Raw genomic sequence first — 23924 nt, forward strand, 5'->3', positions numbered from 1 at the left:
TTCACAAGGAGACGACCTCATGCGTTCGATGGACACCGACCGGCGCGTCTGCGAGGAGTTCCTGCCCGACCTGCTCGGCGAGCTGGAGAAGGTGCCGCTCGCCGACCTGGAAAAGCCGGGCAGCCCGGCCATCGACCTCTTCCGCTCCCACGCCGGAGCGGGACTGGTCATCCCCAAGACCTACTCGGGAAGTGGGGCCACGCCGCTTCAGGCGGTGGCCGTCACCCGCGCACTGGCCGCGGCGGCCCCCTCGCTGGCGGTGGCCACCACCATGCACCACTTCTCGGTGGCCACCCTCTTCTCGCTCGCCGACAGCCTGCAAAGCAGCGGCGTCGAATGGGCCCTGCTGGAGGGAATCGTCGAACAACGCCTCCTGGTCGCCTCGGGGTTCGCCGAGGGGCGTCCGGGCCGCGGCATCCTCAGCCCCACGGTCGAGGCCCGGCCGACGAAGAAGGGCTACCTCATCAACGGCTCCAAGAAGCCGTGCAGCCTGTCCCGTTCGATGGATCTGCTCACCGCCAGCGCCGCGCTGCCAGGCGACGGCGGCACCAGCGACATGGCCGTGCTGCTCGTGCCCCGCGAGGCCGAGGGGCTGACCGTGGAGCCGTTCTGGTCCAGCTGGGCCCTCGCCGGCGCGGAGAGCGACGAGGTCCGCCTTGCGGACGTCTTCGTCGACGAGCAGCAGGTGATGCGCACCGAACTCGGCGAGCAGGGCGAGCTGGACGAACTCCAGACGGTCGGCTTCATCTGGTTCGAACTGCTCATCACCGCCTCCTACGTCGGCATGGCGGGCGCGCTGGTGGAGCGGGTCCTGGCACGCGGCCGCGGGACGAACACCGAACGGGCCGAGCTGCTGACCCGGTACGAGACGGCCTCCCTGCTCACCGAAGGCACAGCGCGCATGATCACGGACGGGGCGGTCGGCAACGCCGGCCTCGGGCGGGCCCTGGTGGCCCGCTACGGGGCGCAGGACGCGATCCGCGCGACCGTGGGCCAGGCCGTGGAACTGCTCGGTGGTATGGCGTTCATCGGCTCCGGCGACATCGCCTACCTCGCGGCCGCCTCACACGGGCTGTCCTTCCACCCGCCGTCGCGTTCCAGCTTCACCGAGCCCTTCCTGGACCACGCCGACGGCCGGCCGCTGCGCCTGACATGAGGAGCGTCATGACCACTGTCACGCCGGCGCAGAGCCCCGGACGCGCGGAGATCGGCCACCTGTACCGGACCCGGCTGAGCAAGGGCCGCGCCACACTCGGCGAGCTGCTCGGCGGCGAGCTGGAGACGGAGTCGCAGGGCGCCTGGGTGAGCACCGCCTCCGGCCGGCGGCTGCTCAACTGCAGCGGCTACGGCGTGCTCCTGATGGGCGCCCGGCATCCCACCGTCGTACGCCATGTCACCGACCAGCTGCACCGCAACCCCGTCGCCACCCGTGTCCTGCTCGAACCCCAGGCGGCGCTGGCCGCCGACGCGCTGGTGGCCAAGGTCCCCCGGGGGCTGGAACGGGTCCACTTCGCCTGTTCCGGAGCCGAGGCCGTCGAGACCGCCATCAAGATCGCCCGCACGCTGGGCAAAGACCGCCTGATCTCCACCTACGGCGGCTACCACGGCAAGACCATGGGCGCGCTCAGCCTCACCGGCAAGGAACTCTTCCAACAGCCGTTCCGGCCGCTGCTGCCGCACACCACCCATGTCGCCTACGGCGACACCGAAGCCCTGGAGCAGCGGCTCGCCGCAGCGTCCGGCCGCGCCTGCGTGGTGATCGAGCCGGTCCAGGGCGAGGCCGGTGTGGTGCTCCCGCCGCCCGGCTATCTGCGCACGGTCCAGCGGCTGTGTCAGGCCCACGACGCGCTGTTCGTGCTGGACGAGATCCAGACCGGCCTGGGCCGGCTGGGCGCGTGGTGGGGCGCGGACCTGGAGCACGTGACGCCGGATGTGCTGCTGACGGGCAAGGGCCTGGGGGGCGGGATCATGCCCGTCTCGGCGGTCGTCGCCACACCGCAGGCGTTCACCGCCTTCGACAAGGACCCCTACCTGCACACCTCCACGTTCTCCGGGATGCCGCTGGCGATGGCCGCCGTACGCGGTGCCCTCACCGCGATCGAGGAGGAGGACCTGGTCGCCCGGGCCCGGGACCTCGGTACCCAACTCCTCGACGCGATCGGCCGCATCGCCAAGGAGCACTTCGGCGATCTCCTGCGGGAGGTACGCGGCTTAGGGCTGCTCCTGGGCATCGAGTTCGCCGAGCCCGGGCCGGCCGGAGACCTGCTGGTCGAGCTGATCCAGCAGGGTGTGGTCGCCAACCACTCACTCAACTCCCATCTCGTGCTGCGGCTCACCCCGCCCGCCGTCCTCAGCCCCTCGGACGTGACGTTCTTGCTCACCGCGTTCGACCGTGCCTGCCGTGCGCAGGCTGCTCGCTATGTCCCGACTCTCGAAGGTGGCGCATCCCATGCGCAGCGTTGACGTGACCATCAGCGTGCCCGGCATCGCCCCGGACGCGGTGTACGACCGGGTGCGGGAGTTCGCCCGGTATCCGGACCTCGCACCCGTGGTGCGCTCGGTCACCGTGCACGACATCAGTGACGCGGAGGAGACCAGCGACTGGGAGGTGTACTTCCGCAACGGCATCCTGCGCTGGACCGAGTCCGACCGCTTCGACCAATCCGCGCTCACCATCACCTTCGCCCAACTCGACGGCGACTTCGAGTCGTTCACCGGCACCTGGCGGATCTCCCGCTGGGGCGAGGAGGTACGCGTCGGCTTCGACGCGGAGTTCGACTTCGGGATCCCCAGCCTCGCCGGAATCCTGGACCCGGTCGCCGAGCGCGTCATCAGGGAGACGATCGCCCGCGTGGTCCTGGGCCTGTTTCCCGAGGGCTCGGTGGTGGGCGACGAGGTCCTCGCCCGCACCGTCGCCGAGCCCGCCCGTCCGGTGACGGCCGCCGCCGTGGCACAGGGGGTGTGATGGACACCAAGAACCTGTTCATGACGCCGGTGACGGCCCGTCTGGTGCGCGCCGAGTACGCGCTCGGTCTCCTCGTGGCCGTCGTCTTGTTCTTCGTGCACCTGGGCCAGGTGCGGTGGGTGCCCGCGGTGGCCCTGTTCCTCTACATCGACCTGATCGGCTACATCCCCGGGGCGATCCAGTACCACCGCCGCAAGGAGCAGCTCAGCAAGGTCTACTACGTCCTGTACAACGTGATGCACTCCATGGTCACGCAGGGTCTGGTGGCGCTCGCCTGGATCTGGCTGTGGGGTCCCGAGTGGGCCCTGCTCGCCCTGCCCATCCATCTCTTCGGCGACCGCGCGCTGTTCGGCAACTTCCTCAAGCCGTTCGGCGTGCACTTCGAACCGGAGCCGCATCAGGCCTACCGCCGCTTCCGCAGCGAGTACGAGGCGGCGGGCAGCGCCTGCGAACCGGACCCGCACAGCGTGGGCTCGCCGTCATGGCCGTAGCCACCCGTCGTCCCTGCACGGCCTCCCCCGCCGGCGTCGACGCCGAGACCGTAGGCGTGATGCGCCACTTCGCCACCGGGGTGACCGTCCTGACCTGCGGGCTGGGCGAGTCGGCGCAGGGCGTGACGGTCAGCACCTTCAGCACCGTTCCGGGCAAGCCCCCGATGGCCTGTGTGGCGTTGCGCAGCGGCAGCCGCGCTCTCGCCGCGATGGCGCAGAGCCCGACCTTCGTCGCCAACGGTCTCGCCGCCGAACAGGAGGCGCTGGCACGGCACTTCGCCCGCCGCGCCCGGCCCAGCGGGCTCGACCAGCTGCCGGCTCAGGCATGGCTCGACGTCCGCACGGACCAGGTGCCGCGGCTGCGCGGCGCGATCGCCTGGCTGGAGTGCCGACCCGAGCTGACCGTTCCGTTCAGCGATCACGAGCTGCTGATCGCCCGCGTCGTCTCGGCCGTCCACCGCGGCGGCACTCCGCTGATCAACTTCGACGGCCAGCTGCACTGCGGCCCTTTGACGCCCACCATCCGCCCAGGGGAACGGGACGGAAAGGACACCTCATGACGACACCGACACCACCGGCAGCGCCGCCCGCCGGCATCCCGGCCGAGGCGGACTGGGACCGTGCACCCTCCTTGCTGGACGGGGCCGAGAGCCTCGAGCTGACCCCGGCCGTATGCAATCTGCAGTACTGGCTCAACGCCGTGCCGCACGGCACGCTGCGCGGCCGGGTCCTCGGCCACGATCCCCACGTGGCGCCGCTCGAGGTGGTCACCAGGCCGGGACCGCTGAACAGCGCGCTCACCCAGGAGCTCGCCTACCGGTCCGTCGCCGAGGAGAAGGCCACCCGGGCCATCGGCTACCTGACGGCACTCGCCCCGGACAACGACACCATGGAGTTCTACGCCACCCAGCTCATCGACGAGGCCCGGCACGCCATGGTGTTCCGCAACCATCTGCTCCACCTCGGCATCGCCTCACACGAGTTGTTCGCCACGGTGGCCCGCCTGTCGGCCGACGACCGGGACCGCATCCTCGTCCCCCTGGAGGATCTGGGGCTGCGGGTGCTGCGCGACGAGCGCGACTTCATCGGCGGCGTCCTGGTCCTGACCGTTCTCGTCGAGGGCGTGCTGGCGCCGGCCGCCGAGCTCTCCGAGCGCAAGTGGCGCATCTTCGATCCCGCCGCCGCCGACATCGAACGAGGAGCGGGCATCGACGAGATCCGGCACCTGACGGTGGGCAGCGCCATCGTCCGCGACCACCTGCTGCGCCACCCCCAGGACAAAGGCCGGCTCCTGGAGCTGATGCAGGAGGGCTACGCCCTGTGGGAGAAACTGCCCACGACCGAGCAGCTGATGCGCCGTGAGGAGCTGTTCCAGCAGGGCGTCGAGGAACACCGGGACCTGCTGGGCGACTACGAAATCTGGCCCGGCCGGCGCCTGGCCGACACAAGCGCGCAGGAGCGACTGGAGACCGGGCACGCGTGGGCCGAGCGCATGCAGCGCACCAGGCTCGCCTACATGGGCCTTCAGGAGGCGATATGAGCGCCCTGGACAGGACCCCCCATTCCGCGGCGCCTCCCACAGGCGGCACCGCCGACCTGCAGGAACTGACCCAACTGGTGCGCCAGGCCGGCCACATGGACCCCCAGCCCCTCTACTACACGATCAAGATCCTCGCGAATCTGCTGCTCCTCGCCGCCGGCTGGACCCTGTTCGCGCTGGTCGGCGACAGCTGGTGGCAGCTGGCCGTGGCCGTCGGCCTCGCGGTGTGCTTCGGCCAGACGGACCTCATCGGGCACGACGCGGGCCACCGGCAGATCTTCCGCACCCGCCGGGCCGGTGACGTGATCGGCTACACGCACGGCAACCTGCTCACCGGAGTGAGTTTCGGCTGGTGGGTCGGCCACCACACCAAGCACCACAACTACCCCAACCACCTGTCGCTGGACCCGGACATCCTGCGCCGCCAGGTGATCTTCGATGCGGCGGACCGCACCAAGCGCACCGGATCGGCCGGCCGGTTCATCGTCCGCCACCAGGCGTGGATGTTCTACGTGCTGATCCTCATGGAGGGACTGCGCCTGCACGCCTCCGGCTACGTGGCGGCGCGCAAGGGCGCCCTCAAGCGGTACGTCCTGCTGGACCTGGGATTGCTGACGCTCCATCTGGCGGTCTACCTCACCGTGGTGTTCACCGTGCTCTCCCCCGGCATCGGAATCGCCTTCGTCGTCGTCCACCAGGCGCTCTTCGGCTTCTACATGGGTCTGATGTTCGCGCCCAACCACAAGGGACTTCCGGTGCGCGACGGCGAGCAGGAGGAACTGGACTGGCTCACCCGGCAGGTGATCACCTCGCGCAACCTGGTGCCCAACCGTCTCACGGACTTCTTCTTCGGCGGCCTCAACTACCAGATCGAGCACCACCTGTTCCCCTCCATGCCCCGGCGCAACCTGCGCCGCGCCCAGCCCCTGGTGAAGGACTACCTGGTGCGCAACGGGCTGCCGTACGCCGAGGAGCGGCTGCTGCGCTCCTACCTGGACGTCGCCGGCTATCTCGGCGAGGTCAGCGAGGAGGTCGCCGCGCTGGAACGCAACACCGCGGTCCAGGGGGCACGGTGAGCGCCGACGCCGCGGTGCTGTGCGGCCTGGGCACCTGGCTGCCGCCCCACGCGGTCACCAACGACGACCTGGCCCGCGAACTGGACACCTCGGACGAGTGGATCCGCAGCCGCACGGGCATCGGCGTCCGCCATGTCGCCGACCCGGCCACGGCCACCTCGGACCTGGCGGTGGAGGCGGGCCGGCGCGCGCTGAAGTCCGCCGGGTGCGAGGCCGTGGACGCCGTGCTGCTGGCCACCACGACACCGGACCACCCCTGCCCGGCCACCGCGCCCCTCGTGGCGGACCGGCTCGGCCTAGGCACGGTGGCCGCCTTCGACGTGGGCGCGGTCTGCACCGGCTTCCTGTACGCGCTGGCCGCGGGCGCCGGGCTGATCGCCGCCGGCACCGCAGGCAGCGTGCTGGTGATCGGCGCGGACATGTATTCCAGCATCCTGGACCCGGCCGACCGCTCCACCCGCGCCATCTTCGGCGACGGCGCCGGCGCCGTGGTGCTGCGCGCCGGATACGCGGACGAGCCGGGCGCCCTGACCGCGCCGGTGCTCGGCAGTGACGGCTCCGGCAGCGAACTCATCATCGTCCGCGCGGGCGGCTCCCGCGAGCCGCTGCACTCGCTCACCCGGGGACAGGGAGACCCGTACTTCCGGATGCAGGGCCAGAGCGTCTTTCGTAACGCCGTCGAGCGCATGGCCGACGCGTCGCTGACCGCGGCGCGGCGGGCCGGCTGGTCGGCGGGCGAGATCGACCGGCTCGTCGCGCACCAGGCCAACCTGCGCATCCTGCACGCCGTCGCGGACCGTATGCGGCTGCCGCGACAACGGTGCCCCGTCCATCTCGACCAAGTCGGCAACACCGCGGCCGCCTCCGTTCCCCTGGCCCTGGCGCACGCCGTGACGTCGGGCTGCCTGGAGCCCGGGCACCGCACCGTCCTCACGGCCTTCGGCGGTGGCCTCACCTGGGGTGCCTGTGCCGTCCGCTGGCCCGCGATCACCCCTGCGTGAGACCCCTCCCCTACCCACCCGCACCATCCGTGTGAGGAGCACACCATGAGCGACACCTACGACCGTCTTGTCGGCCTGCTGGCCAAGGGGTTCGGCATCGAGCCGGGCGAGGTCGCGCCGGAGAACACCTTCGAGGAGCTGGAACTGGACTCGCTGGCGCTGGTGGAGCTGACGCTCGCGGCGCAGGAGGAGTTCGGCATCACCCTCACCGACGACGATCTGCACGCCAAGAACACCCTGGCCGAGGCGGCCGGCGTCCTGGACGCCAAGCTGGTGGCGCTGCGATGACCTCGGCCGACGGCCGGTTCGACGCGGCGGTCACGGGCATCGGCATGGTAACCCCCGCGGGCCTGGGCACCCAGGCGTCCTGGGAGCGCATCACGGCGGCGGACGGCACGGCCGCCCGGCCCGTGCCCGCGCTCGCCGAGATCCGCGCGCGCATCGGCTGCTCGATCCCCGACTTCGACCCGGCCGCCGCGGTCGGCCGGCGCAAGGCCTGGCGCCTGGACCGCAGCAGTCAGCTCGCGCTCGCGGCGGCCGCCGAGGCCGTCGCCGACGCCGGACTCGATCCCGCGACCTGGGACGGCGCCCGGGTCGGTGTGGTGCTCGGCAGCGGCATCGGCGGAGCCGCGTCCTGGGAGAAGCAGCACCAGATCCTGCTCGACCACGGCTCGCAGAAGGTCTCCGCCCTGCTGATCCCGATGCTCGCGGTCAACATGGCGGCCGGCTACATCGCCATGGAGATCGGGGCCCGCGGGCCCAACTTCGTGACGGCCACGGCCTGCGCGTCCGGTGCCACAGCGGTGGGCCAGGCGCGCGAACTGCTGCGCAGCGGGCGCTGCGACGTGGTCGTCACGGGCGGCACCGAGGCCTGCCTGATCCCCTCGATCATCTCCGGCTTCCAGCAGATGGGCGCGCTCTCCGAACGCCAGGACGAACCCGCCGCGGCCTCACGGCCGTTCGACGTGGACCGGGACGGCTTCGTACCCGCCGAGGGCGCGGCCGTCCTGGTCCTGGAGCGGCCCGAGAGCGCGCGGGCCCGCGGCGCCCGTATCCGCGCCTGCGTCAGCGGATACGGCGCCTCGGCGGACGCCTACAACGCCACCGCCCCCGAACCCAGCGGCGCGGGTGCGGAGTTGGCGCTGCGGGCGGCTCTCGACGATGCGGGGCTCGCGCCGGAATCGGTCGACCACGTCAACGCGCACGGCACCTCCACCCCGCTCAACGACCTGATGGAGGCCAAACTGATCCGGCGGGTGCTCGGCGAACGCCCGTCGGTGACGTCGGTGAAGGGGGTCACGGGCCACTCGCTGGGAGCCGCCGGCGCGATCGAGGTGGCGGTCACCGCGCTCACGGTGGAGAACGGCCTCGTCCCGCCGACCGCGAACCTGACCAGCCAGGATCCGGAAATCGACCTGGACGTCGTCGCCAAGGCGCCGCGGCCCGCGGACGTGCGGGTTGCCGTCAGCAACTCCTTCGGATTCGGCGGGCAGAACGCGGTGGTGCTGCTGACCCGCCCCTGAGACGCGCGCACCCCATGCGGCTGGGCCGGACCCGATCGGGTCCGGCCCAGCCGTCGTCGCCTCGGGTGCTCAACCGTCGCCGGCCGTGTCCAGCCGTCCCTCGGCGATCGCGTCGTCGACCTCGCGGGTACGCGCCTGAAGCTCGCGGCGCTCGGTGTCCAGCGCCTCGGCCTGGGCCTCGTCGGCCTCCATGAGCTTGAGCAGGTCACGGTCCGCCATCTCAAGGACGCCCATGTCGGCGTAGGCCTGCTGGACCTTGGGACCCCACAGCCCGATGTCCTTGACGCAGGGCACGATCCGGGTGAAGAGCCGTGAGCGGAAGGCCTGCATGCGCGGGCCCCGGTTCATGTACTCCATGCACTCCTTCATGTCGAAGCCGAGCGTCTCCCAGACCTCCTGCATGCGCAGCCGGTCACGCATCAGGTAGCAGCCCTCGACGACGAAGTCCTCGCGGTCGGCGATCTCCCGGCTGGTCAGTTCCTTGTAGTAGTCCCGCAGCGCGAGCCGTCCGAAGGCCACGTGCCGTGCCTCGTCCTGCATGATGTAGGACAGGATCTGCTTCGGCAGCGGCTTGTCGGTCTTGTCGCGGAGAATGCCGAACGCCGCGAGCGCGAGACCTTCGATGAGGACCTGCATCCCGAGGTAGGGCATGTCCCAGCGGGAGTCGTTGAGTGCCTGCCCCAGCAGGGTCTTCAGGTGCGGGCTGATGGGATAGCTCATCCCGATCTTGTCGTGGACGAAGCGCGTGAACAGCTCCGCGTGCCGTGCCTCGTCCATGACCTGGGTCGCCGCGTAGAACTTGGAGTCGATGTCCGGCACCGACTCGACGATCCGTGCGGAGCAGATCATCGCCCCCTGCTCGCCGTGCAGGAACTGGCTGAACTCCCAGGCGGCCATGTGCTGGCGAAGCTCCTGCCGCTGACGGGCGTCGAGCCGTGCGTACTGCCGCGAGCCGTACAGCGCGAGGGTGTTCTCAGGGGTGCCGAGCACGTCGTACGGATCCACCTCCAGGGACCAGTCGATCCGCTTCGTGCTGTCCCACTGCTTGTCCTTGCCCTTCTGATACAGGCTCAGCAATCGCTCCCGATCCGTGTCGTACTCCCAGGTGAACGTGTTCCGCCCCTGCATCGGGAACGACCAGGACGTGCTGGTGTCCGTGTGCGGGATGCCGGCGGTACCGCTCATGAGCAGTCCCCTTTACGTGGTGTCGACGGTGACGGTGCGGTCAGGAAGGCCCGGGCGGGCAGAGGACCGGCAGCGCCGCCGGGACGACGTCGAGGACGTAGCGCGTCCGTCCGCGCAGAACCTCGCCGTCCCGCTCGAAGGTCAGCGCAGCGCCGTCGGTGCGTTCGATCTCGATGCGGCGGCCACGCCGGTAGAGCACCTCGGGCCGCTCGACGTGACGGCCCTCGCGGGTCAGCCCGGGCAGCGCCGCGGGGTCGAGGGCGCTGGTGACCACGCAGACGTCGAGCAGGCCGTCGTCCAGTACGGAGTGGGGCAGCACGAGAAAGCCGCCGCCCCGGTAGCGTCCTCCGCCGACGTTGGCCAGGATCACTCCGCCGTCATGGATGACCTCGCCGTCCACGGCGACGCGTGCGGGGTGCGGCGCGAAGTCCTTGAGCGTGCGGGCCACCGCCTCCTGGTAACGGGCGCGGCCGGTGAGCCGGGTGAGGCCGGCCGCCGCCTCCAGGGCCTCGGCGACGAGGCCGGAGCAGGCACCGAGCAGGACGGTCTCCTGGGTCTCCTCGATGCGTGCGGTGTCCAGCAGCCGCACGGGGGGCCGGTCGGGGCCGAAGGCCAGGGCGAGCGACTCGTGCCAGGAGCGGTCCTTCCACACCTCCTTGTAGAAGGAGTTGCCGGTGCCGGCCGGAATGCACAACAGGGCCGGGCCGCCGGGTCGCGGCTCAGCCCCGGTGGCGGTCAGGAGTCCGTGCGCCACTTCACTTGCGGTGCCGTCACCGCCGACCGCGATCACGGCGTCGACGCCGTCCTGTGCGGCCTTCGCGGCGAGCGTGCGGGCGTGCCCGGGATAGGCGGTGCGGACCACGCTCACGTCGGCGACCAGTGCGCGGCACGCGGCGGCGATGTCGGCGACGGCCATTGCCCCCGCGCCACCTGCCCTGTCGTTCGCCACGATCACTGCGGTGCCTGCCCAGTGGCTCATGCTTGCTTCCTTGTCCGAGTCAGGGATGGCCGAACGGGCGTTGCGGCATCGGGAGCCGTCCGGTGCCGGCGGGCATTGCGCTGCTGGGCGGAGAGAGCAGGATTCGAACCTGCGTGGGGCGTGAACCCCTGGCCGGAGACGAACTCCGGCCCCCATTGGGCCGCTATGGGAATCTCTCCTCGCCGGCCCTTCCGGCCGACAGCAAGACCATGGCAGTCCCCACTTGCAGCCCGCTGAGACGGCGGTCTCAGCGGGCTGCCCGGCTCACTTGATGTCCACCTCCGCCCGGTCAGTTCTTGAGCACCATCAAGCCGCAATCCCAGCCGATCCGCTCAGCGATCACCTCGCCGGCATCTCGGCCACTGCTCGACCGCGTCCACGATCGAGTCCTTCGGCGCCCGCTGGTACTTCGGCGGTGCGCGTCCGCGATTGCCCTGCGGACGGTGTTTTACGTGACACGGCCGGTCTGCTGGGTCTGGCCTCAGGGACAGCGGTGGTGCTCGGCGCTGCGCGCGTATGGTTCCTGCCGCTGGGGCGGACGCTCGGCGCGGTGGTCTTCTGCGGCACGGGTGCCGCGGGCGAGGCACTGACCTGGCAGACCCCGGCAGCCGGGAGCCGGCCCGCGGCCGTGGTCGCGGCGGTGCTCAGTGTCGTGGGTATCGCCGCGTGCCCGACCGCAGTCACGCGGACGCCCTCGCCCTCGATGTCGCGGCTGTCGAACGGCGGAAGGGAAACGGTTGGTGACCGTACGACCGGGTCGGCTCGGGCAGGTCACAGGCCACCGGTGTTGAGCAGCCGATTGGGAGTGTCGGAAGGGACCCCGCGCAGGACACCGCGGGTGGCTGTGTGGTCGAGCCAGACGTGGACCTCGTTGGCCGTGGCGTGGGGGTGTGCTGACAGGTACAGCGCGATCACGCCGGTCGCGTGCGGCGCCGCCCAGGACGTCGCACCGTCGTTCTCCGTGGTCGTACCGCCGCCGGCGAGGGCGGCGGTAACCTTCTGGCCGGGGGCGTACAGGTCCACGCACCGTCCGTAGCCCGATCCGTAGGAGCCGCTGTCGCGCCACGCGCGGTCGTTCGAAGTGGACGCCGCCACCACGATCGTGCCGGGGACGCCGGCCGGGGAGTGCTTGCAGGCGTCGTCATGGAAATTGCCGGCCGAGACTACCGTCGGAATCCCCGCGTCGACCATCTTCTTGACGGCGGACTCAAGGGCCGTTGACCGGTGGTCGAAGTTGAGCGACATGTTCACCACCGCAGGCTTCTGGGCATGCGCGGTGACCCACTTGACCGACTTCACCACGGCCGCTTCGGCCACGGCCGGTGAGCCGCCGCCCTCGCTCTCGCACAAGATGCCCTGGACTCGTACGAGTTCCGCCTTGGGCGCCACTCCGTACTTCGCCCCGCCGATGATGCCCGCGACGAACGTGCCATGGCCCATCCCACCTTCGCTGAAGCAGTCACCGGAGTCCTTCGGGCCCACGAAATCGGCGCCGAGGTGGGCGCGTCCGCCGAACTCCTTGTGGGCGATGTCCATCCCGGTGTCGATCACGTAGACGTGAACGCCCTTGCCCGTGGCGGTGGTGGTGAACTTCCCGTTCAGCGGCCTCGACCGCTGGTCCAAAATGTCGAGGTTCCACGGCACGTGCCGGGTGATGGGCGACGCCCCGGTCTGCGCGACCCCGGACAACGTCCCCACGCTGCCGGCAGCCGTCAGCGCCGAGCCGGACGACGACCCGTCCTCGGAAGGCGCCCAGGACTCGCCCCGACCGTGAGCGGGGAGCTTCCTGCCGCTGCCTGCGGCCACCGCGCCGGCCTCCCCGCCACAGGCCGAGGCCCCGAGCACCGTCAGCATGGCCACCGCCATGAGACCGGCCTTCGCAACGTTCCGCGTCACAACGTCCCCCCGAATCCCCGCTTCGCTCACAGTCAGCGCACAAGACGGTCGCAGAGTGCGGGCGGTTCCAGCGGGCGTGCGGGGGGTCGGTGACATCATCACTCACAGCCACATTGGCACCTGTGCTGATCGGCATGGTCGTTCGGCGCGAGGGGTCTCCGCTCATCTTCGATCTTCACTGTGCGAGGGGTCTCAACGTCTTCGTGAAGGACCCCGATAGGATGCGGCGCTCAATTCGACCGTGATCAAGCATGGAGGGGGCGCGGGATGCTATTGACGTGCCGGATTTGTCGTCAGCAGGGAGTTGCTTTCGACGGGATCAAAGGACTGTGTCCGGAGTGCCAGCACAGGAGCGACGCGGCGAAGCCGCCTCAGCGTCGCGGGCGCAACGACAAGGCGGCGTTGCTGGTCCAGTCCAAGGTGAGCCCCGGGCGGGTCTCGCTGTCGGGCCCACTGCTTGTGGTGCTGGCTGCAGCCACCGTTGCGATCGTCAGCGAAACGGTTCGATTTTTCGCCGAGCGTACGCGGGCCCATCAATGGGCCTTGGCCGCTGCTCACCGCAGCTTTGACCAGCAGGCTCTGCACAGCGCACTCCAGACGATCAACACCACGAACATGTTGCGCTTCGTCGCTTTCATGGCCGTTCTGTATGCCTACCAGCGGTGGGTGCGTGCCGGCCACGCGAACGCCATGACACGCAGCGACATCGGGCTGGGATGGCTGCGGGCCCTGCCCGGCGGCCGCGGAGTCGTCTGGATCTACGGCGCGTGGTTCCTGTCGGTTTTCGCCGCGCTCTACGTCTCGTTCGTGGTCAACTCCGACCTCCAAACGCCCGGCGATTACGAGACCGCAGCGGACGTCGACGCCGGCTACAGCCTGGTCCGCATAGTCCTGGCCCTTCTACTGAGCGTGTTCGTCGTGCGATTGACCCTTGGGCTGAACAAGCTGCTGGCCACGCCGCAGACGACGCACGTGACCGGCCGGCCCATCGAGCTGCAGACCAGCGACTGAGGAGTAACGTGCCATGTCTGGCGCGGGCGGCCGGGGAGCGCGGCGGTGTTCCGCCAAGGTGCAGTTCCACCACCCGCACCGCAGCTTCGTCTCTCGCACTCAGCCCGCCGAGCGACTGCCCTGTGCAGCGCACATCTGATCGGCCCACGCCGGCCCTGCGAAGGAGGCGGCAGTGGACTTGGGGAACTCCATGTCGGAGAGCTCTTCGTCGATCACGGCAGCGCCTTCGGCGCGCACCGCCACGCGAGTGTCCAGGGCCAGGGCGCACGGCGTTGATCAGGTCGTCGGCGCGGTCACCGGCAAAGTCACGCTGCGGGGTGGCCAGGTCGTTCGAGTGGACGACGGGCTCGTCGACCAGGCGACGCAGTCAAGGCCCCCTGAATGCAGAGGTCCTTGGCCCCCGCCGGGGGCCGGTGCAACCGATCAGGGACCTTTCGTGTTCGTCCGTGGCTTGCGACCATACGATCATCGTGCCCGGTCTCCGTGCACGATGCCGTTTCCCAGCGGGACTCCGGTCGAGAAGTCGCTGGCCAGGAGAAGCGAAGCGAGTTCTCCTGCCGGCATGCCGGGAACTGAGAGGTGCGCAGCGGTGCCGTAAGCATGCGTAGCGGCCTGGATTCCCCTTTCCCCGGCGATGGACCCCGCGCGACCGGTAGGCGACGTGGATCCTCACCAGCGCCGGAGACTTCCCCGCAGGACGGAGAAGCTGAGCCAGGAACGGCAGCCTTGATTAGGCGTCAGCTGCAGTGCTGCGCGGGGCCCGCGTCGAGCGCACTCGATACGGGCCCCACCCGCATGTTCGGCCCTCCGGTACGCCTCGTCCGCGAGCATGGAGCAATCCCGCGGGCGTGGGGACGACCTCGTCCACGTCAGCTCTTCCCGCAGCTCCTTCGAGCAACCCCCGCGGGCCGCCAGCGCAGCGGGCCACCAGCGTTTTGCCGTCTTCCATGATCGGAGTTACACCCGGCGTACCGGGACGTTCGCCGAGGTGCGGACGAGGCCCGAGCTGGAGAATGAGTCGCTTGAAGCAGCAGCACAGGCCCTGCACCAGGCACATGAGGCACTACAGGAAGCGGTCCAGCAGCGCGTCCAGTCCGGTGGCCAGAGCGTCGGGGCCACCCGGTTCCGCCAGGGCAGGGGCAGTCGTGCGGAGCGTGGACAGCTCCTGGAAGGGGATGCGGTAAAGACCGAGCCGGAATGCTGGGTCTGGTTCGTTGGGGTTGTCCACCATGGCCCGCAGTTCCACCGACACGTATCCCAAGACCCAGGCCCGTGAAGGCGCGCCAGATTCGGGCGGAGTGCGCCGGGCCATATCCGGCCTCCCGAAGCAGGGCGAGCACACGCTCGTGATCCCTGAGAATGGGCGGAGGCCTTCGGGCCAGCGGCACTCTTGTCATGCGGCTGAAGATGAGCAGCGTCCCCTCGGGATGGTCGAGGCACACCTGGTAGGTGGCGAGCGCAATCCGGTGCAGTTCGGCCCGCCACGCTGGACCGGAGCCGGCCGCAGGCCGCCCGGCCGCGAGATGATCCTCCAATTCCACGTAGAGGGCCTCCACCACGCCGTCCAGCAGCGCGTTCTTGCCGGGCGCGTAGTGGTACAACGACATTGCTTCCACGCCGAGTTCGGCGCCCAGGCGGCGCATGGTCAGCGCCGCCAGCCCTTCCCGGTCGACCAGGTCCAAAGCCGCGGTGAGCACCCGTTCGCGGCTCAGACGGCCCTGAGGGCCGTCCGCGGTGTCGCCCGTTTGCGGACCGTGTGTCATCACCTGCCTCCTCGCTCAGCGGCGGGCGCCATATCCGGGGTCAGGGTGTGTCGAGTTCGCCCCAGACGACGAACCGGTGGACGTAGGTCCCGTCCCAGCCACGGTCCGTGCAGGTGATCAGGGTGATGCGTGCCTTGTCGGGCCGGGCCTGCGGCCGACCCGGCACAGGAGCGACGACGCCGACGTCGGACGGCTCGACTACCTTGGTCCGGGTGACCCGGTAGGTGTACGTCCTCCCGTCCCGCTCGACCCCCAGCGTGTCCCCTTTACGCAGGTCAGGAAGACGGTAGAAAGGCTGCCCCCATCCGGTCCGGTGGCCCGCGACGGCGAAATTCCCCTTCTGCCCCGGGCCGGCGGTTCCCGGGAAGTGTCCGGGGCCCTTGCGCAGGTCCCCGGGAGAAACGCCCTCGACGACCACCGGGGCGAAGCCCGGGCCGAAGCGGGGCACGCGCAGCACCGCGAACGCCTCTCCGACGCGTGGGGTGGGCTGATGCGGCCGGTCCGCCGGCGCGGCGGAGGGCGGCTGCCCGAGTTGGTGCCGGAGCGACTGCTGCGTGTGGTGGTATGCGCCGTCGGCTTGCTTGTCCCGCAGGAGTGCCAGGCCCCCGAGGACTAGGCCCGTGAGGATGAGGCCGACGCCCAGCAGGCGGATCAGTAGTCTCGTGGAGGCTCTCGGGTCTCCGGTGGGGCGGGGGCCGTGGCCCCGCCCCGGCGTGGTGTCAGCCATCGTCGGTCTTGCGGGGGACCAGCCGCAGGGCGGCGCATCCCGCCGAGACGAGAACGAATGCGACGATCCAGAACCAGACGCTGCCGGGGCCTCCGGTGGTCGGCAGCAGGCCTGCCCCTCCCACCCCAGCGGCCGTGGTGCCGGCGCCTATGTAGTTCGCCATTGCTCTTCCCTTTCTGTAGTTACCAACTGCGGTCCCGGCGCAGCGCAGTGTCCACGAGCGCACGGATGTGGACCCCCTGGAGAAACAGGTCGTAGAACCACTCGGGAATGACCAGCACCGAGGCTATTGACGCCCGCCAGCCCCTGGATTTGACGGTGATCGCACGCTCGATGGCGTAGAACCCGCTGAAGGCGATCCAGAACGGGGCGATCCGTATCCCGGCGCCCATGGCGAGGAACCAGATGAGGGAGCCCACATAGACGGTTGACACTGACGCCCCGAGGAAGGCGACGATCTGGCGGACCCAGCCTTCTGCGGTGTGGCGAGTGAGGCCGTAGTCGATCAGATTTTCCAGCGCGCCCCGCTTCCAGCGCAGCCGCTGCCTGGCCAGGGATCTCCACGTCTCCATGACTTCGGTGGTCATGGTCGCGCGGGAGGGTGCCACGATGCGGTAGCGCAGGTGCTTGAGTGCCAGGGTGAGTTCGTTGTCCTCAGTAAGCGCCTTGGTGTCGTACACCCCGCCGGCAGAGGGCACCCGACCTGTCCTGCGAGCCCTGAGCACGTCCTTGAGGGCTCCGACCCGAAACAGGCACGCAGTACCCGTCAGGCACAGCACTTTGCCCCGTTTGCGGGCGGTGTCCCGGGCGTACCGGGCGAATTCGTTGCGCTGGAAGGCCCCGCACAGCCAGCCGCCGGGCCGTCCCCGGAAGTTCCCGCCGACGGCACCGTAGCCCTGGACCATCTTCCGGCAGGTCACTTCGATGAAGTGCGGATCGAGGTAGGTGTCGGCGTCCTGGATGAGGACCGCATCCTCGTCAGAGAGCAGCGGCAGCAGCCGGTCGAGTGCCCCGTTGAGGTTGCCGGCCTTCTTGTGCCGGTTGTCTACCGAGTGCCAGACCTCGGCCCCGGCCGTGAGGGCGATCCGCTCAAGCTCCGTTGTCCGCCCGGGTTCCTTGTGCGGATCGAGCGTCACGATGATGCGCTCGGCGCGGTACGTCTGCCGTTGCAGCGCCTGCAGCACCTGGGGAAGCGAGTCCACCTCCCGGTAGGCCGGAACCAGCACGACCACGCGGGGAGCTTCTTGGGCGGACGTCTCGTTCATGGCGTACTCCGCGGCCGGGGACCTCGCTTCTTCTTTTGTAAGTTTACGTTGTACGCGTATATGCGCAACTTGCGATTTAGGGGATCAAGAAGGCGACGGCTACGCTGACGCTGGGCCTCGGCGCCGGCCAGCCAGCGGCGGCCGCAGTGCTGGCCCTGTGACCGGCGAGCAGCCGCCCACTACCGCCGGCCGTCGGGCGCCGGCTACCGCCTCCGGCTGCGGATACGAAGCCACCACCGTGCACCTACGCTCAGCCCCGGGCGCCGGATACACCTCCCTCGACTCGGTCCCGGGCGCCGGATACACCTCCCTCGGACTCCTACGGCCCGGTGACCAGATGGACGTTCCCCACAGCCCAGCCAGACGGCTGGTGTCGTACCTTCCGGCCTGCAGGCTTGCCCCGGCTGGGCAGCAACGCGCCACTGGGGCATCTCCGGGTGGCTCAGGAAGGCGATCTTGTTGGTGTCCCAGCCCGGCAGGACACGGAGCAGGGTGAGGTAGTAGTCGCGGCTGGGTAGATTGCGGCCGCGCAGGGCCGCACTGATCCCTGACTCGGACAGGTGGTGACCGCGGGATGCGCGGGCGGCCATCTCGCCGTAGGCAAGCGGCGCCGCCCCGTCGACCGCGACGAAGCCCGCCGCCTGCTCACCGACGGCCTGCGCGCGTGCAGTCACTGCTGGCCCGAGGCCCGGCTGGACATCGGCTTACCGACGAGCCGCGCCGCCGTCGCACGTCTCGAACAGTCGTACTATCTCGCCCGCGATCCTCCCGTACGGGCGACTCGCTGCGCCTCCGGCCGCACCACGAGAAATGACGTCACCTGGACCGGCCTTGCTCGTCGTATGGAAGGAGTGACGGTGCGGGGTGGTGCTCGAAACTCAGGTGCGGACCGGTCTGGCACCTCGGCAGGGTGACTCCTCCCCCACCTAAAGGTGGGGGCTTCTCGCTATGCCAGGTTGGCGTTGCGACGGACCAGCCCGGCCCGTAGAACGTTCAGGGCGCCCACCGTGTCGGCGTGCGCCAGGTGGCCGCAGCCAACGCAGTGGAACGTCTCCTGCGTGGGCCGGTTCTCCGCGCTGACGTGCCCGCATTCGGGGCAGGTCCGGGAGGTGTTGCGGGGGTCCACGGCGATCACCGTTCGTCCGGCGCTTTCAGCCTTGGCGTGCAGGATCGTCAGGAACACCCCCATCCGGCATCTGAGATCGAGTGGTTGAGTCCGGCCTTCGCGGCGGACCCGTTGGGCAGGAAGCTGCCCGGCGTCTCGGGGTCCGGCTTCGGCACGGGGGCCCTGACCATGTTTCGGATCTTCAGATCCTCGTGCGCTATCAGGTCGTGGTCCCGGACCAGACCGAGCGCAATCTTGTGGGCGTGGTCCAGGCGCTGGCGGCGCACCTTGCGGTGAAGGTCGGCGACCCGCTGCACGGCCCGCTGATGATTCGCCGTCCGCTTGTCCCGGCGCACGCGCCCGAACCGGCTGAGCCTGTGCTGTGCAGGTTCGAGCTTGGCGGCTGCCTTCGAAGCATGGCGTGGGTTCTCGACGTGCTCACCGTCGGAGGTGGTGAGGAACGAGGCGATACCCATGTCGATGCCGACCACGGACCCTGTCGCGGGGAACGGTTCGGGCTGGGCCTGCTCAGCGGTCAGGACGACATACCAGCGCTTGCCTTCGCGCTTGACGGACACGGTCTTGACCGTGCCGACCACGGGCCGGTGCTGGTTGACCTTGACGTGCCCGACGCCCTGGAAGCGGACGCGGGTGACGGGATCGTGCGGGGTGGAGTCCCAGCGGCAGCCGTCCCCGTCTTTCGGGAAGTCCACCGTGTCGAACCAGTTCACGCCCCTCAATCGGGGATACCCCGGCTTGTCCCCGCACTTCACGCGGCGGAAGAACGCGGCGAACGCCTTGTCCAGGCGGCGCAAGGTCGCCTGCTGCGACGAGAACGACCACCGGCCCTGGCGCTCCGGGTCGAAGGCCCGGATGTCCTTGAGCTGCGCGGACTGCTGCCCGTACTTGATCGAGGACTTCGAGGCGTGCCGGTAGGCGTCACGGCGTTCCTGCAAGGCGCCGTTGTAGAGCGAGCAGTGCTCGCGCAGCATCTCGCCGAGCGCGGCTTGCTGGCCCACGGTGGGCCGCATGAGGAACTTGTACGCACGGATCAACCGACCCACCCCCTTCCCGATCAGCCTCCAAGACCCTACTGGCGTATGTCAGCGCGCTGGGTACCAAACCCCAACATCCGTACCGACGTGGCGCCTTCGACGACACGATGCCGGAGCGCTGCGCAGAGATCATGCGCGAGGTGTGCGGCAGCTTCAAGGCGGAGCTGAAGGATTACATACCTCTGCTGATCCATTACCCGCCGGAGATCGCCCTGTCCAAGCTGATCAACACTCTCAAGGGCGTCAGCTCCCGATACCTGCGGGCCGAGTACACCGGCCGCATCAACCGCATCGGCACGGGGTCAGTGTTCTGGCCCCGTTCCTACGTCGCAGCCTCGTGCGGCGGTGCACCGCGCACCGTGATCCGTCAGTACATCGAGCAGCAAAAACGTCCGCTCCAGAATGCACGTCAGAGCAGTCTCAGGATGCGTTTCCCTCCCCGGCTGAAGCCGGGGATACCCACGCAAGATCAGAGATGGTCACCCGGCCATGGCAGGGGCTTCGGCACGAGCCCGGGTTGTACTTGCGCTCCAGCTCCCGCATCGTCATGCCGGCCCGGAGCAACTGGACCTCCGCCAGGCCGTCCTGATCGGCCAGTCGCTGGGCGGTCATACCGCGATGCTGACCGCCGCCGGGCATCCCGACCTCGTGCGCGGGCTCGTCCTTGTGGAAGCCGGGCCGGGACGGGCAGATCCGGATGTTCCTGCTGAGGTCGGCCGATGGCTCGGTGCATGGCCGGTCCCCTTCCCGTCGCTAGAGGCCGCGGCAGCGTTCCTTGGCGGTGGCCCGGTCGGTGAGGGCTGGGCCGCCGGACTCGAGGAACGGGGCGGCGCATGGTGGCCGCGCTTCGACCGCGACGTGATGGTCGACTCCCTGACCGAGAACACCCAGCGTTCCTACTGGGACGAGTGGACAACCCTCACTGCCCGACGCTGGTCCTGCTCGGCCAGGCCGGCATCATCGCTCCGCAGGAGTGCAGCAGGAGCGTCGCAGAGGAAGTTAGCTTCGTCGACGGCGACCGTCTGATCACCCGGCTGTGCGGCCGCACCGTCTGGGCAGCGTGTCGCCGTTGTGCGCCAGCAGGCGGGCCGGACTCGCACGCGCCGCATCACCACCGCCACGTTCTACGCCTTCGTTGAGACCTCTTCAGCGTCTCCGAAACGAGAGTTGCACTGCCGCCCCGGCCAGACGGTCGACGCCATTTGGGCAGGTGCGGGAGGACCCGGCCGCCCAGGATCCGGACATGCTGGCCACTCTCGTAGCGTTTGCTGCTCGTGGCCCTGATCAAGCTGCCGGAGCACGCTGGGCAGCCGCACGCGGCTGCAGCGACGAGGCCTGGGCCACTGTGACGATCACCCTGGCCGGCCTCGGAGACAGCTTCGCCTGAAGTGGGTAGAGCGCCTCGGCGAAGCCGACCGCCGCGAGCTGTCCCCGTTGGACCCACGTCAACCCTACGGCCGCCTCGAGCTGGACATGAGCCACCGGCTCGACCTCCACCCGGCCACGGTTATCCCCAGCCAGCGGGTGGATGCTCGGCAGACGGCACCTTCCCGGGAGAGCACCGGGCAGTGATAGGAGGGCACCTCGTCCCCGTCGAACAGCACCTTCAGCCGCCAGTAGCCGGTGGTTGTGCGCTGAGCAGAGTGAGGGCGTTGCGGATGCCCTCTTCGAGGAGCTCGTCGGAGAGTCGCCGGTCGGCCAGGGCGCGGGAGAGCTGCAGCGTCCCGACCATCATGGCGTAGACGCTGAGGGTCTTCGTGCGCACCGAGCGCGGATCGGTGGGCGCCAGGCGAGCGGCGATACCGTCGATGACGGCGAGCACGCCGTCGGTGTACGCCTGCTTGGTCTCGTCCGCGCAGCGCCCTACCTCGTCGAGGAGTGCGGCGGAGGGGCAGCCGTCGTCGGGACTGTCGCGGTGCTGGGGCGACAGATACCACCGTACGATCTGCTCGATTCCGTCGATCCCGGGGGCCGCCTGCTCGATGACGTTCGCGTACTGCGTGCGCAACTGGTCTGCGACCGCGGCGGCCACGAGGTCGTCCTTGGATGCGAAGTGGGCGTAGAAGGCGCCGTTGGTCAGTCCGGCGTCCGCCATCAGCGTTGAGATGCCCGAGCCGTCGATACCGTCCTTCTTGAACCGGCGGCCGGCGGTCTCGATGATCCGCTGCCGGGTCGCCTGTTTGTGTTCTTTCCCGTAACGCGCCACGCGCTCGCTCCTTTGTGCGCGGGAAGGGTCGCCTGCCCTCCGCCGGCTTCGCCATCGTATGGGATTACGAACGAACTCCAATGGGATGCGGCCGGCATCCGGAGCATCGCCACGCCTTCTTTGCGGCCGGCCCGATTCAGTCGTTGCCGGGCGCCATCGAGATCACGACCTTTCCGGCCGTGGTACGCCCCTGCTCGACGTACGCCATCGCTTCGAGGGTCTGACCGAAGGGGAAAGTGCGGTCGATGACCGGGCGGAGCCGTCCGTTGTCGTACAGGGCACCGAGTTCGCGGAGCTGGGTGCCGCTGGCCTGCATGAAGAAGAACTCATAGCGCACGCCCAGGGCCTTGGCCTGCTTGCGCACCTTTCGGCTGAGCGCGTTCATGGCCATGCCCAGGAACGAGGGGGCGCCGAGTTGCCTGGCGAAACCGGCGTCCGGCGGGCCAGCGACGCCGAGGGCCAGACCGCCCGGCTTCAGCACGCTCAGCGACTTCTCGAGGTTCGCCCCGCCCAGGGAGTCCAGCACCAGGTCGTAGCCGGACAGCACCTTGGAGAAGTCCTCCTTGGTGTAGTCGACGACGATGTCGGCGCCGAGGGTGCTGACCAACTTCTGGGTGCGGGTGTTCGTGGTCGTCGCCACCGTGGCGCCCAGGTGTTTGGCGAGCTGGATGGCCGTCGATCCGAGGCCCCCGGCACCGGCGTGAATGAGCACCTTCTGACCCGGCATCACGTGGGCGCGGTCGACGAGGATCTGCCGGGAGGCCAGTGCCACCAGGGGCACCGCGGCCGCCTCGCCAGGGGTGAGGGACTGCGGCTTAGGTGCGACGTCGTCCTGGTCGATCGCGATGAACTCGGCGAAGCCTCCGATCCGCAGGTCGCGGGGACGTGCGTAGACCTCGTCGCCGACGGCCACGTCGCGCACGGCGGACCCGACCTGCGTCACGGTGCCGGCGATGTCGTGGCCGAGCACGAAGGGCAGCTTGTACTTCAGGAGTCGTTTGAACTCCCCGTTGCGGACCATCTTGTCCAGCGGGTTGATGCTGGCGGCGCTCACCCGGACCAGGACGTCGCTGTCCTTGACGGTGGGCTCGGGAACGTCTGTGGCGCGCAGGCCGTCCTTGCCGTACTTCTCGACGACGAATGCCTTCATGTCAGCCATCTCTTTGTGTGATCTTCTCGGTTGCCTTCTTGGCGGACGATGCGCATGTCCGGGCGGCTTCCACGTCAGCTGCCGAGGTGCCGGCGAAGCCACTGACCCATCTGCCCGATCGCCCGGTCCACCTCCGGCACGCGCCCCGCACCGAGGATGAACGAGTGCTGGCCCCCGGGCAGCGGGCGGACTTCGGAGGGGATCTTGAAGTCGGCGAGTCGGCGGCCGAAGTCGGCGCCCTCGCCGGCAAGCGTCTCGCACTCGCCGTAATGCAGGGATGTGGGCGGCAGGCCGGTCAGGTCGGCGTTCACGATGCTGATGTCGGGGTCGGCGAAGTCCACGCCGGGGTCCTGCAACCAAGCCGCTCGGAACTGCTCGAGGATGTCCCGGCTGAGCATCTTGTCGTGTTTCTCGTTGTCGTCCACCTTCGGGTTGCTGATGGTGAGGTCGGTCCACGGCGAGATGCTGACGATCGCCCCGGGGGTTGCCTCACCCTTGGCGAGCAGGCGCAGCGGCAGCGCGACCGCGAGGGTGCCTCCAATGGAATGGCCGGTACTGCCGATGTTCCGCGGCTCGTAGCCCTGCGCGAGGAGCCAGCGGTAGGCGGTCTGGGCGTCGTCGATCTGCGCCGGGTGGGGGTGCTCGGGTGCCAGGCGGAAACCCACGACGAGTGAGCGGGCTCCGGCTGCCTTGGCGATGTGGCCGGCGGCCTTGCGGTCCGACGCAATGGAGGCGGCGAAGTGGAAGTGGAGCAGCGCCTTGTCAGGGTCGGCGCCCTCAGGGATGACCCACAGGGCGGGGACGCCGTCGGCGTCCACGTCGGCGTAGGTGACGCCTTCCGGCTCGGTCGATGCCGAAGCATGTGTGTCGACGATGTCGCGGACGACGGCCAGATCGAGGCCCGGTGTCGACGCCTTCGCACGCACGCTTTCGAGGAAATGTGCGAACTGCTGTGCTTCCGTGCTGATTCCCATGGCGCTGCTCCT

The 23924-nt window shown here is 69.5% G+C and carries 23 protein-coding genes, 1 tRNA gene and 3 pseudogenes; 14 read left to right on the forward strand and 13 right to left on the reverse strand.

Annotated elements, in window-relative coordinates; genetic code table 11:
- Positions 1-19: 19 nt before the first annotated feature.
- The 10 genes from LN251_RS27395 to LN251_RS27440 are packed head-to-tail and all read left to right on the forward strand — an operon-like array spanning position 20 to position 8596.
- A complete protein-coding gene (locus tag LN251_RS27395) occupies positions 20-1156 on the forward strand; it encodes an acyl-CoA dehydrogenase family protein (protein WP_458246865.1) in 1137 nt (378 codons plus the stop codon).
- An 8-nt stretch (positions 1157-1164) separates the two neighbouring features.
- Positions 1165-2463, forward strand: a complete 1299-nt coding sequence (locus LN251_RS27400) for an aspartate aminotransferase family protein (protein ID WP_458246866.1) — start codon at positions 1165-1167, stop codon at positions 2461-2463.
- Positions 2450-2965: a type II toxin-antitoxin system RatA family toxin gene (locus LN251_RS27405; RefSeq protein ID WP_458246867.1), complete on the forward strand. Its 516-nt coding sequence runs from the start codon at positions 2450-2452 to the stop codon at positions 2963-2965. The genes LN251_RS27400 and LN251_RS27405 overlap by 14 nt, the downstream gene beginning before the upstream one ends.
- Positions 2965-3456 (forward strand): hypothetical protein, encoded by a 492-nt coding sequence (locus LN251_RS27410; RefSeq protein WP_458246868.1) that lies wholly within the window; start codon positions 2965-2967, stop codon positions 3454-3456. Before LN251_RS27405 ends, LN251_RS27410 begins: the two co-directional genes overlap by 1 nt.
- Positions 3447-4016, forward strand: coding sequence for a flavin reductase family protein (locus LN251_RS27415; RefSeq protein WP_458246869.1), 570 nt, complete (start codon positions 3447-3449; stop codon positions 4014-4016). Before LN251_RS27410 ends, LN251_RS27415 begins: the two co-directional genes overlap by 10 nt.
- Positions 4013-4996, forward strand: coding sequence for a VlmB-like protein (locus LN251_RS27420; protein WP_458246870.1), 984 nt, complete (start codon positions 4013-4015; stop codon positions 4994-4996). The genes LN251_RS27415 and LN251_RS27420 overlap by 4 nt, the downstream gene beginning before the upstream one ends.
- Entirely contained in the window at positions 4993-6072 is a 1080-nt protein-coding gene (locus tag LN251_RS27425; RefSeq protein ID WP_458246871.1) for a fatty acid desaturase family protein, read from the forward strand. The genes LN251_RS27420 and LN251_RS27425 overlap by 4 nt, the downstream gene beginning before the upstream one ends.
- Positions 6069-7073 (forward strand): beta-ketoacyl-ACP synthase III, encoded by a 1005-nt coding sequence (locus LN251_RS27430; RefSeq protein WP_458246872.1) that lies wholly within the window; start codon positions 6069-6071, stop codon positions 7071-7073. Before LN251_RS27425 ends, LN251_RS27430 begins: the two co-directional genes overlap by 4 nt.
- Before the next feature lie 45 nt (positions 7074-7118).
- Positions 7119-7361: an acyl carrier protein gene (locus tag LN251_RS27435; RefSeq protein ID WP_404145393.1), complete on the forward strand. Its 243-nt coding sequence runs from the start codon at positions 7119-7121 to the stop codon at positions 7359-7361.
- Positions 7358-8596, forward strand: coding sequence for a beta-ketoacyl-[acyl-carrier-protein] synthase family protein (locus LN251_RS27440; protein ID WP_458246873.1), 1239 nt, complete (start codon positions 7358-7360; stop codon positions 8594-8596). Before LN251_RS27435 ends, LN251_RS27440 begins: the two co-directional genes overlap by 4 nt.
- 69 nt (positions 8597-8665) lie before the next feature.
- Here the strand turns inward: LN251_RS27440 and LN251_RS27445 are convergent, their stop codons facing one another.
- From LN251_RS27445 to LN251_RS27460, 4 genes are all read right to left on the reverse strand, one after another.
- Entirely contained in the window at positions 8666-9781 is a 1116-nt protein-coding gene (locus LN251_RS27445; protein ID WP_458246874.1) for a ferritin-like domain-containing protein, read from the reverse strand.
- A gap of 40 nt (positions 9782-9821) precedes the next feature.
- Entirely contained in the window at positions 9822-10760 is a 939-nt protein-coding gene (locus tag LN251_RS27450; protein ID WP_458246875.1) for a diacylglycerol/lipid kinase family protein, read from the reverse strand.
- A gap of 88 nt (positions 10761-10848) precedes the next feature.
- Positions 10849-10939: transfer RNA gene (locus tag LN251_RS27455), tRNA-Arg, on the reverse strand.
- 592 nt (positions 10940-11531) lie between these two features.
- A complete protein-coding gene (locus tag LN251_RS27460) occupies positions 11532-12656 on the reverse strand; it encodes a S8 family peptidase (RefSeq protein ID WP_458246876.1) in 1125 nt (374 codons plus the stop codon).
- A gap of 267 nt (positions 12657-12923) precedes the next feature.
- Between LN251_RS27460 and LN251_RS27465 the strand changes: the two genes are divergently transcribed.
- Positions 12924-13667, forward strand: a complete 744-nt coding sequence (locus LN251_RS27465; RefSeq protein ID WP_458246877.1) for a hypothetical protein — start codon at positions 12924-12926, stop codon at positions 13665-13667.
- A gap of 1063 nt (positions 13668-14730) precedes the next feature.
- Here the strand turns inward: LN251_RS27465 and LN251_RS27470 are convergent.
- From LN251_RS27470 to LN251_RS27490, 5 genes and pseudogenes are all read right to left on the reverse strand, one after another.
- Positions 14731-14928, reverse strand: coding sequence for a hypothetical protein (locus LN251_RS27470; protein WP_458246986.1), 198 nt, complete (start codon positions 14926-14928; stop codon positions 14731-14733).
- A 361-nt stretch (positions 14929-15289) separates the two neighbouring features.
- Positions 15290-15430: pseudogene (locus LN251_RS27475) on the reverse strand (TetR/AcrR family transcriptional regulator); the annotation flags it as partial.
- 40 nt (positions 15431-15470) lie between these two features.
- Entirely contained in the window at positions 15471-16157 is a 687-nt protein-coding gene (locus tag LN251_RS27480) for a class E sortase (protein WP_458246878.1), read from the reverse strand.
- Positions 16150-16320: a hypothetical protein gene (locus LN251_RS27485; protein ID WP_458246879.1), complete on the reverse strand. Its 171-nt coding sequence runs from the start codon at positions 16318-16320 to the stop codon at positions 16150-16152. The genes LN251_RS27480 and LN251_RS27485 overlap by 8 nt, the downstream gene beginning before the upstream one ends.
- Positions 16321-16339: 19 nt before the next feature.
- Positions 16340-17422 carry a glycosyltransferase gene (locus LN251_RS27490; RefSeq protein WP_458246880.1) on the reverse strand — a complete coding sequence of 361 codons (1083 nt, stop codon included), beginning with the start codon at positions 17420-17422 and terminating at the stop codon, positions 16340-16342.
- 563 nt (positions 17423-17985) lie between these two features.
- Here LN251_RS27490 and LN251_RS27495 point away from each other — a divergent pair.
- Positions 17986-18336, forward strand: coding sequence for a DUF6233 domain-containing protein (locus tag LN251_RS27495; protein ID WP_458246981.1), 351 nt, complete (start codon positions 17986-17988; stop codon positions 18334-18336).
- Between the two features lie 32 nt (positions 18337-18368).
- Here LN251_RS27495 and LN251_RS27500 read toward each other — a convergent pair.
- Positions 18369-19582 (reverse strand): annotated as a pseudogene (locus LN251_RS27500) (RNA-guided endonuclease InsQ/TnpB family protein).
- A 38-nt stretch (positions 19583-19620) separates the two neighbouring features.
- Here LN251_RS27500 and tnpA point away from each other — a divergent pair.
- A pseudogene (gene tnpA, locus LN251_RS27505) lies at positions 19621-19980 on the forward strand (IS200/IS605 family transposase); the annotation flags it as partial.
- A 220-nt stretch (positions 19981-20200) separates the two neighbouring features.
- Entirely contained in the window at positions 20201-20608 is a 408-nt protein-coding gene (locus LN251_RS27510; protein WP_458246982.1) for a hypothetical protein, read from the forward strand.
- Positions 20609-21188: 580 nt separating this feature from the next.
- Here LN251_RS27510 and LN251_RS27515 read toward each other — a convergent pair.
- The 3 genes from LN251_RS27515 to LN251_RS27525 form a co-directional block, all read right to left on the reverse strand.
- Positions 21189-21788 carry a TetR/AcrR family transcriptional regulator gene (locus LN251_RS27515; RefSeq protein WP_458246881.1) on the reverse strand — a complete coding sequence of 200 codons (600 nt, stop codon included), beginning with the start codon at positions 21786-21788 and terminating at the stop codon, positions 21189-21191.
- Between the two features lie 136 nt (positions 21789-21924).
- Complete coding sequence (locus tag LN251_RS27520) at positions 21925-22938, reverse strand: NADP-dependent oxidoreductase (RefSeq protein WP_458246882.1); 1014 nt, start codon at positions 22936-22938, stop codon at positions 21925-21927.
- A 74-nt stretch (positions 22939-23012) separates the two neighbouring features.
- Positions 23013-23912: an alpha/beta hydrolase gene (locus tag LN251_RS27525; RefSeq protein WP_458246883.1), complete on the reverse strand. Its 900-nt coding sequence runs from the start codon at positions 23910-23912 to the stop codon at positions 23013-23015.
- Between the last annotated feature and the right edge of the window lie 12 nt (positions 23913-23924).

It is taken from the genome of Streptomyces sp. MAI_2237, assembly GCF_054189285.1.

What these genes read in the sequence shown, in the direction of transcription:
- LN251_RS27520 (WP_458246882.1), bottom strand. Translation starts at nt 22,938, where the DNA reads ATGAAGGCATTCGTCGTCGAGAAGTACGGCAAGGACGGCCTGCGCGCC.
- LN251_RS27395 (WP_458246865.1), top strand. Translation starts at nt 20, where the DNA reads ATGCGTTCGATGGACACCGACCGGCGCGTCTGCGAGGAGTTCCTGCCC.
- LN251_RS27450 (WP_458246875.1), bottom strand. Translation starts at nt 10,760, where the DNA reads ATGAGCCACTGGGCAGGCACCGCAGTGATCGTGGCGAACGACAGGGCA.
- LN251_RS27440 (WP_458246873.1), top strand. Translation starts at nt 7,358, where the DNA reads ATGACCTCGGCCGACGGCCGGTTCGACGCGGCGGTCACGGGCATCGGC.
- LN251_RS27425 (WP_458246871.1), top strand. Translation starts at nt 4,993, where the DNA reads ATGAGCGCCCTGGACAGGACCCCCCATTCCGCGGCGCCTCCCACAGGC.
- LN251_RS27525 (WP_458246883.1), bottom strand. Translation starts at nt 23,912, where the DNA reads ATGGGAATCAGCACGGAAGCACAGCAGTTCGCACATTTCCTCGAAAGC.
- LN251_RS27465 (WP_458246877.1), top strand. Translation starts at nt 12,924, where the DNA reads ATGCTATTGACGTGCCGGATTTGTCGTCAGCAGGGAGTTGCTTTCGAC.
- LN251_RS27480 (WP_458246878.1), bottom strand. Translation starts at nt 16,157, where the DNA reads ATGGCTGACACCACGCCGGGGCGGGGCCACGGCCCCCGCCCCACCGGA.
- LN251_RS27510 (WP_458246982.1), top strand. Translation starts at nt 20,201, where the DNA reads ATGCTGACCGCCGCCGGGCATCCCGACCTCGTGCGCGGGCTCGTCCTT.
- LN251_RS27400 (WP_458246866.1), top strand. Translation starts at nt 1,165, where the DNA reads ATGACCACTGTCACGCCGGCGCAGAGCCCCGGACGCGCGGAGATCGGC.
- LN251_RS27485 (WP_458246879.1), bottom strand. Translation starts at nt 16,320, where the DNA reads ATGGCGAACTACATAGGCGCCGGCACCACGGCCGCTGGGGTGGGAGGG.
- LN251_RS27405 (WP_458246867.1), top strand. Translation starts at nt 2,450, where the DNA reads ATGCGCAGCGTTGACGTGACCATCAGCGTGCCCGGCATCGCCCCGGAC.
- LN251_RS27420 (WP_458246870.1), top strand. Translation starts at nt 4,013, where the DNA reads ATGACGACACCGACACCACCGGCAGCGCCGCCCGCCGGCATCCCGGCC.
- LN251_RS27435 (WP_404145393.1), top strand. Translation starts at nt 7,119, where the DNA reads ATGAGCGACACCTACGACCGTCTTGTCGGCCTGCTGGCCAAGGGGTTC.
- LN251_RS27445 (WP_458246874.1), bottom strand. Translation starts at nt 9,781, where the DNA reads ATGAGCGGTACCGCCGGCATCCCGCACACGGACACCAGCACGTCCTGG.
- LN251_RS27415 (WP_458246869.1), top strand. Translation starts at nt 3,447, where the DNA reads ATGGCCGTAGCCACCCGTCGTCCCTGCACGGCCTCCCCCGCCGGCGTC.
- LN251_RS27410 (WP_458246868.1), top strand. Translation starts at nt 2,965, where the DNA reads ATGGACACCAAGAACCTGTTCATGACGCCGGTGACGGCCCGTCTGGTG.
- LN251_RS27490 (WP_458246880.1), bottom strand. Translation starts at nt 17,422, where the DNA reads ATGAACGAGACGTCCGCCCAAGAAGCTCCCCGCGTGGTCGTGCTGGTT.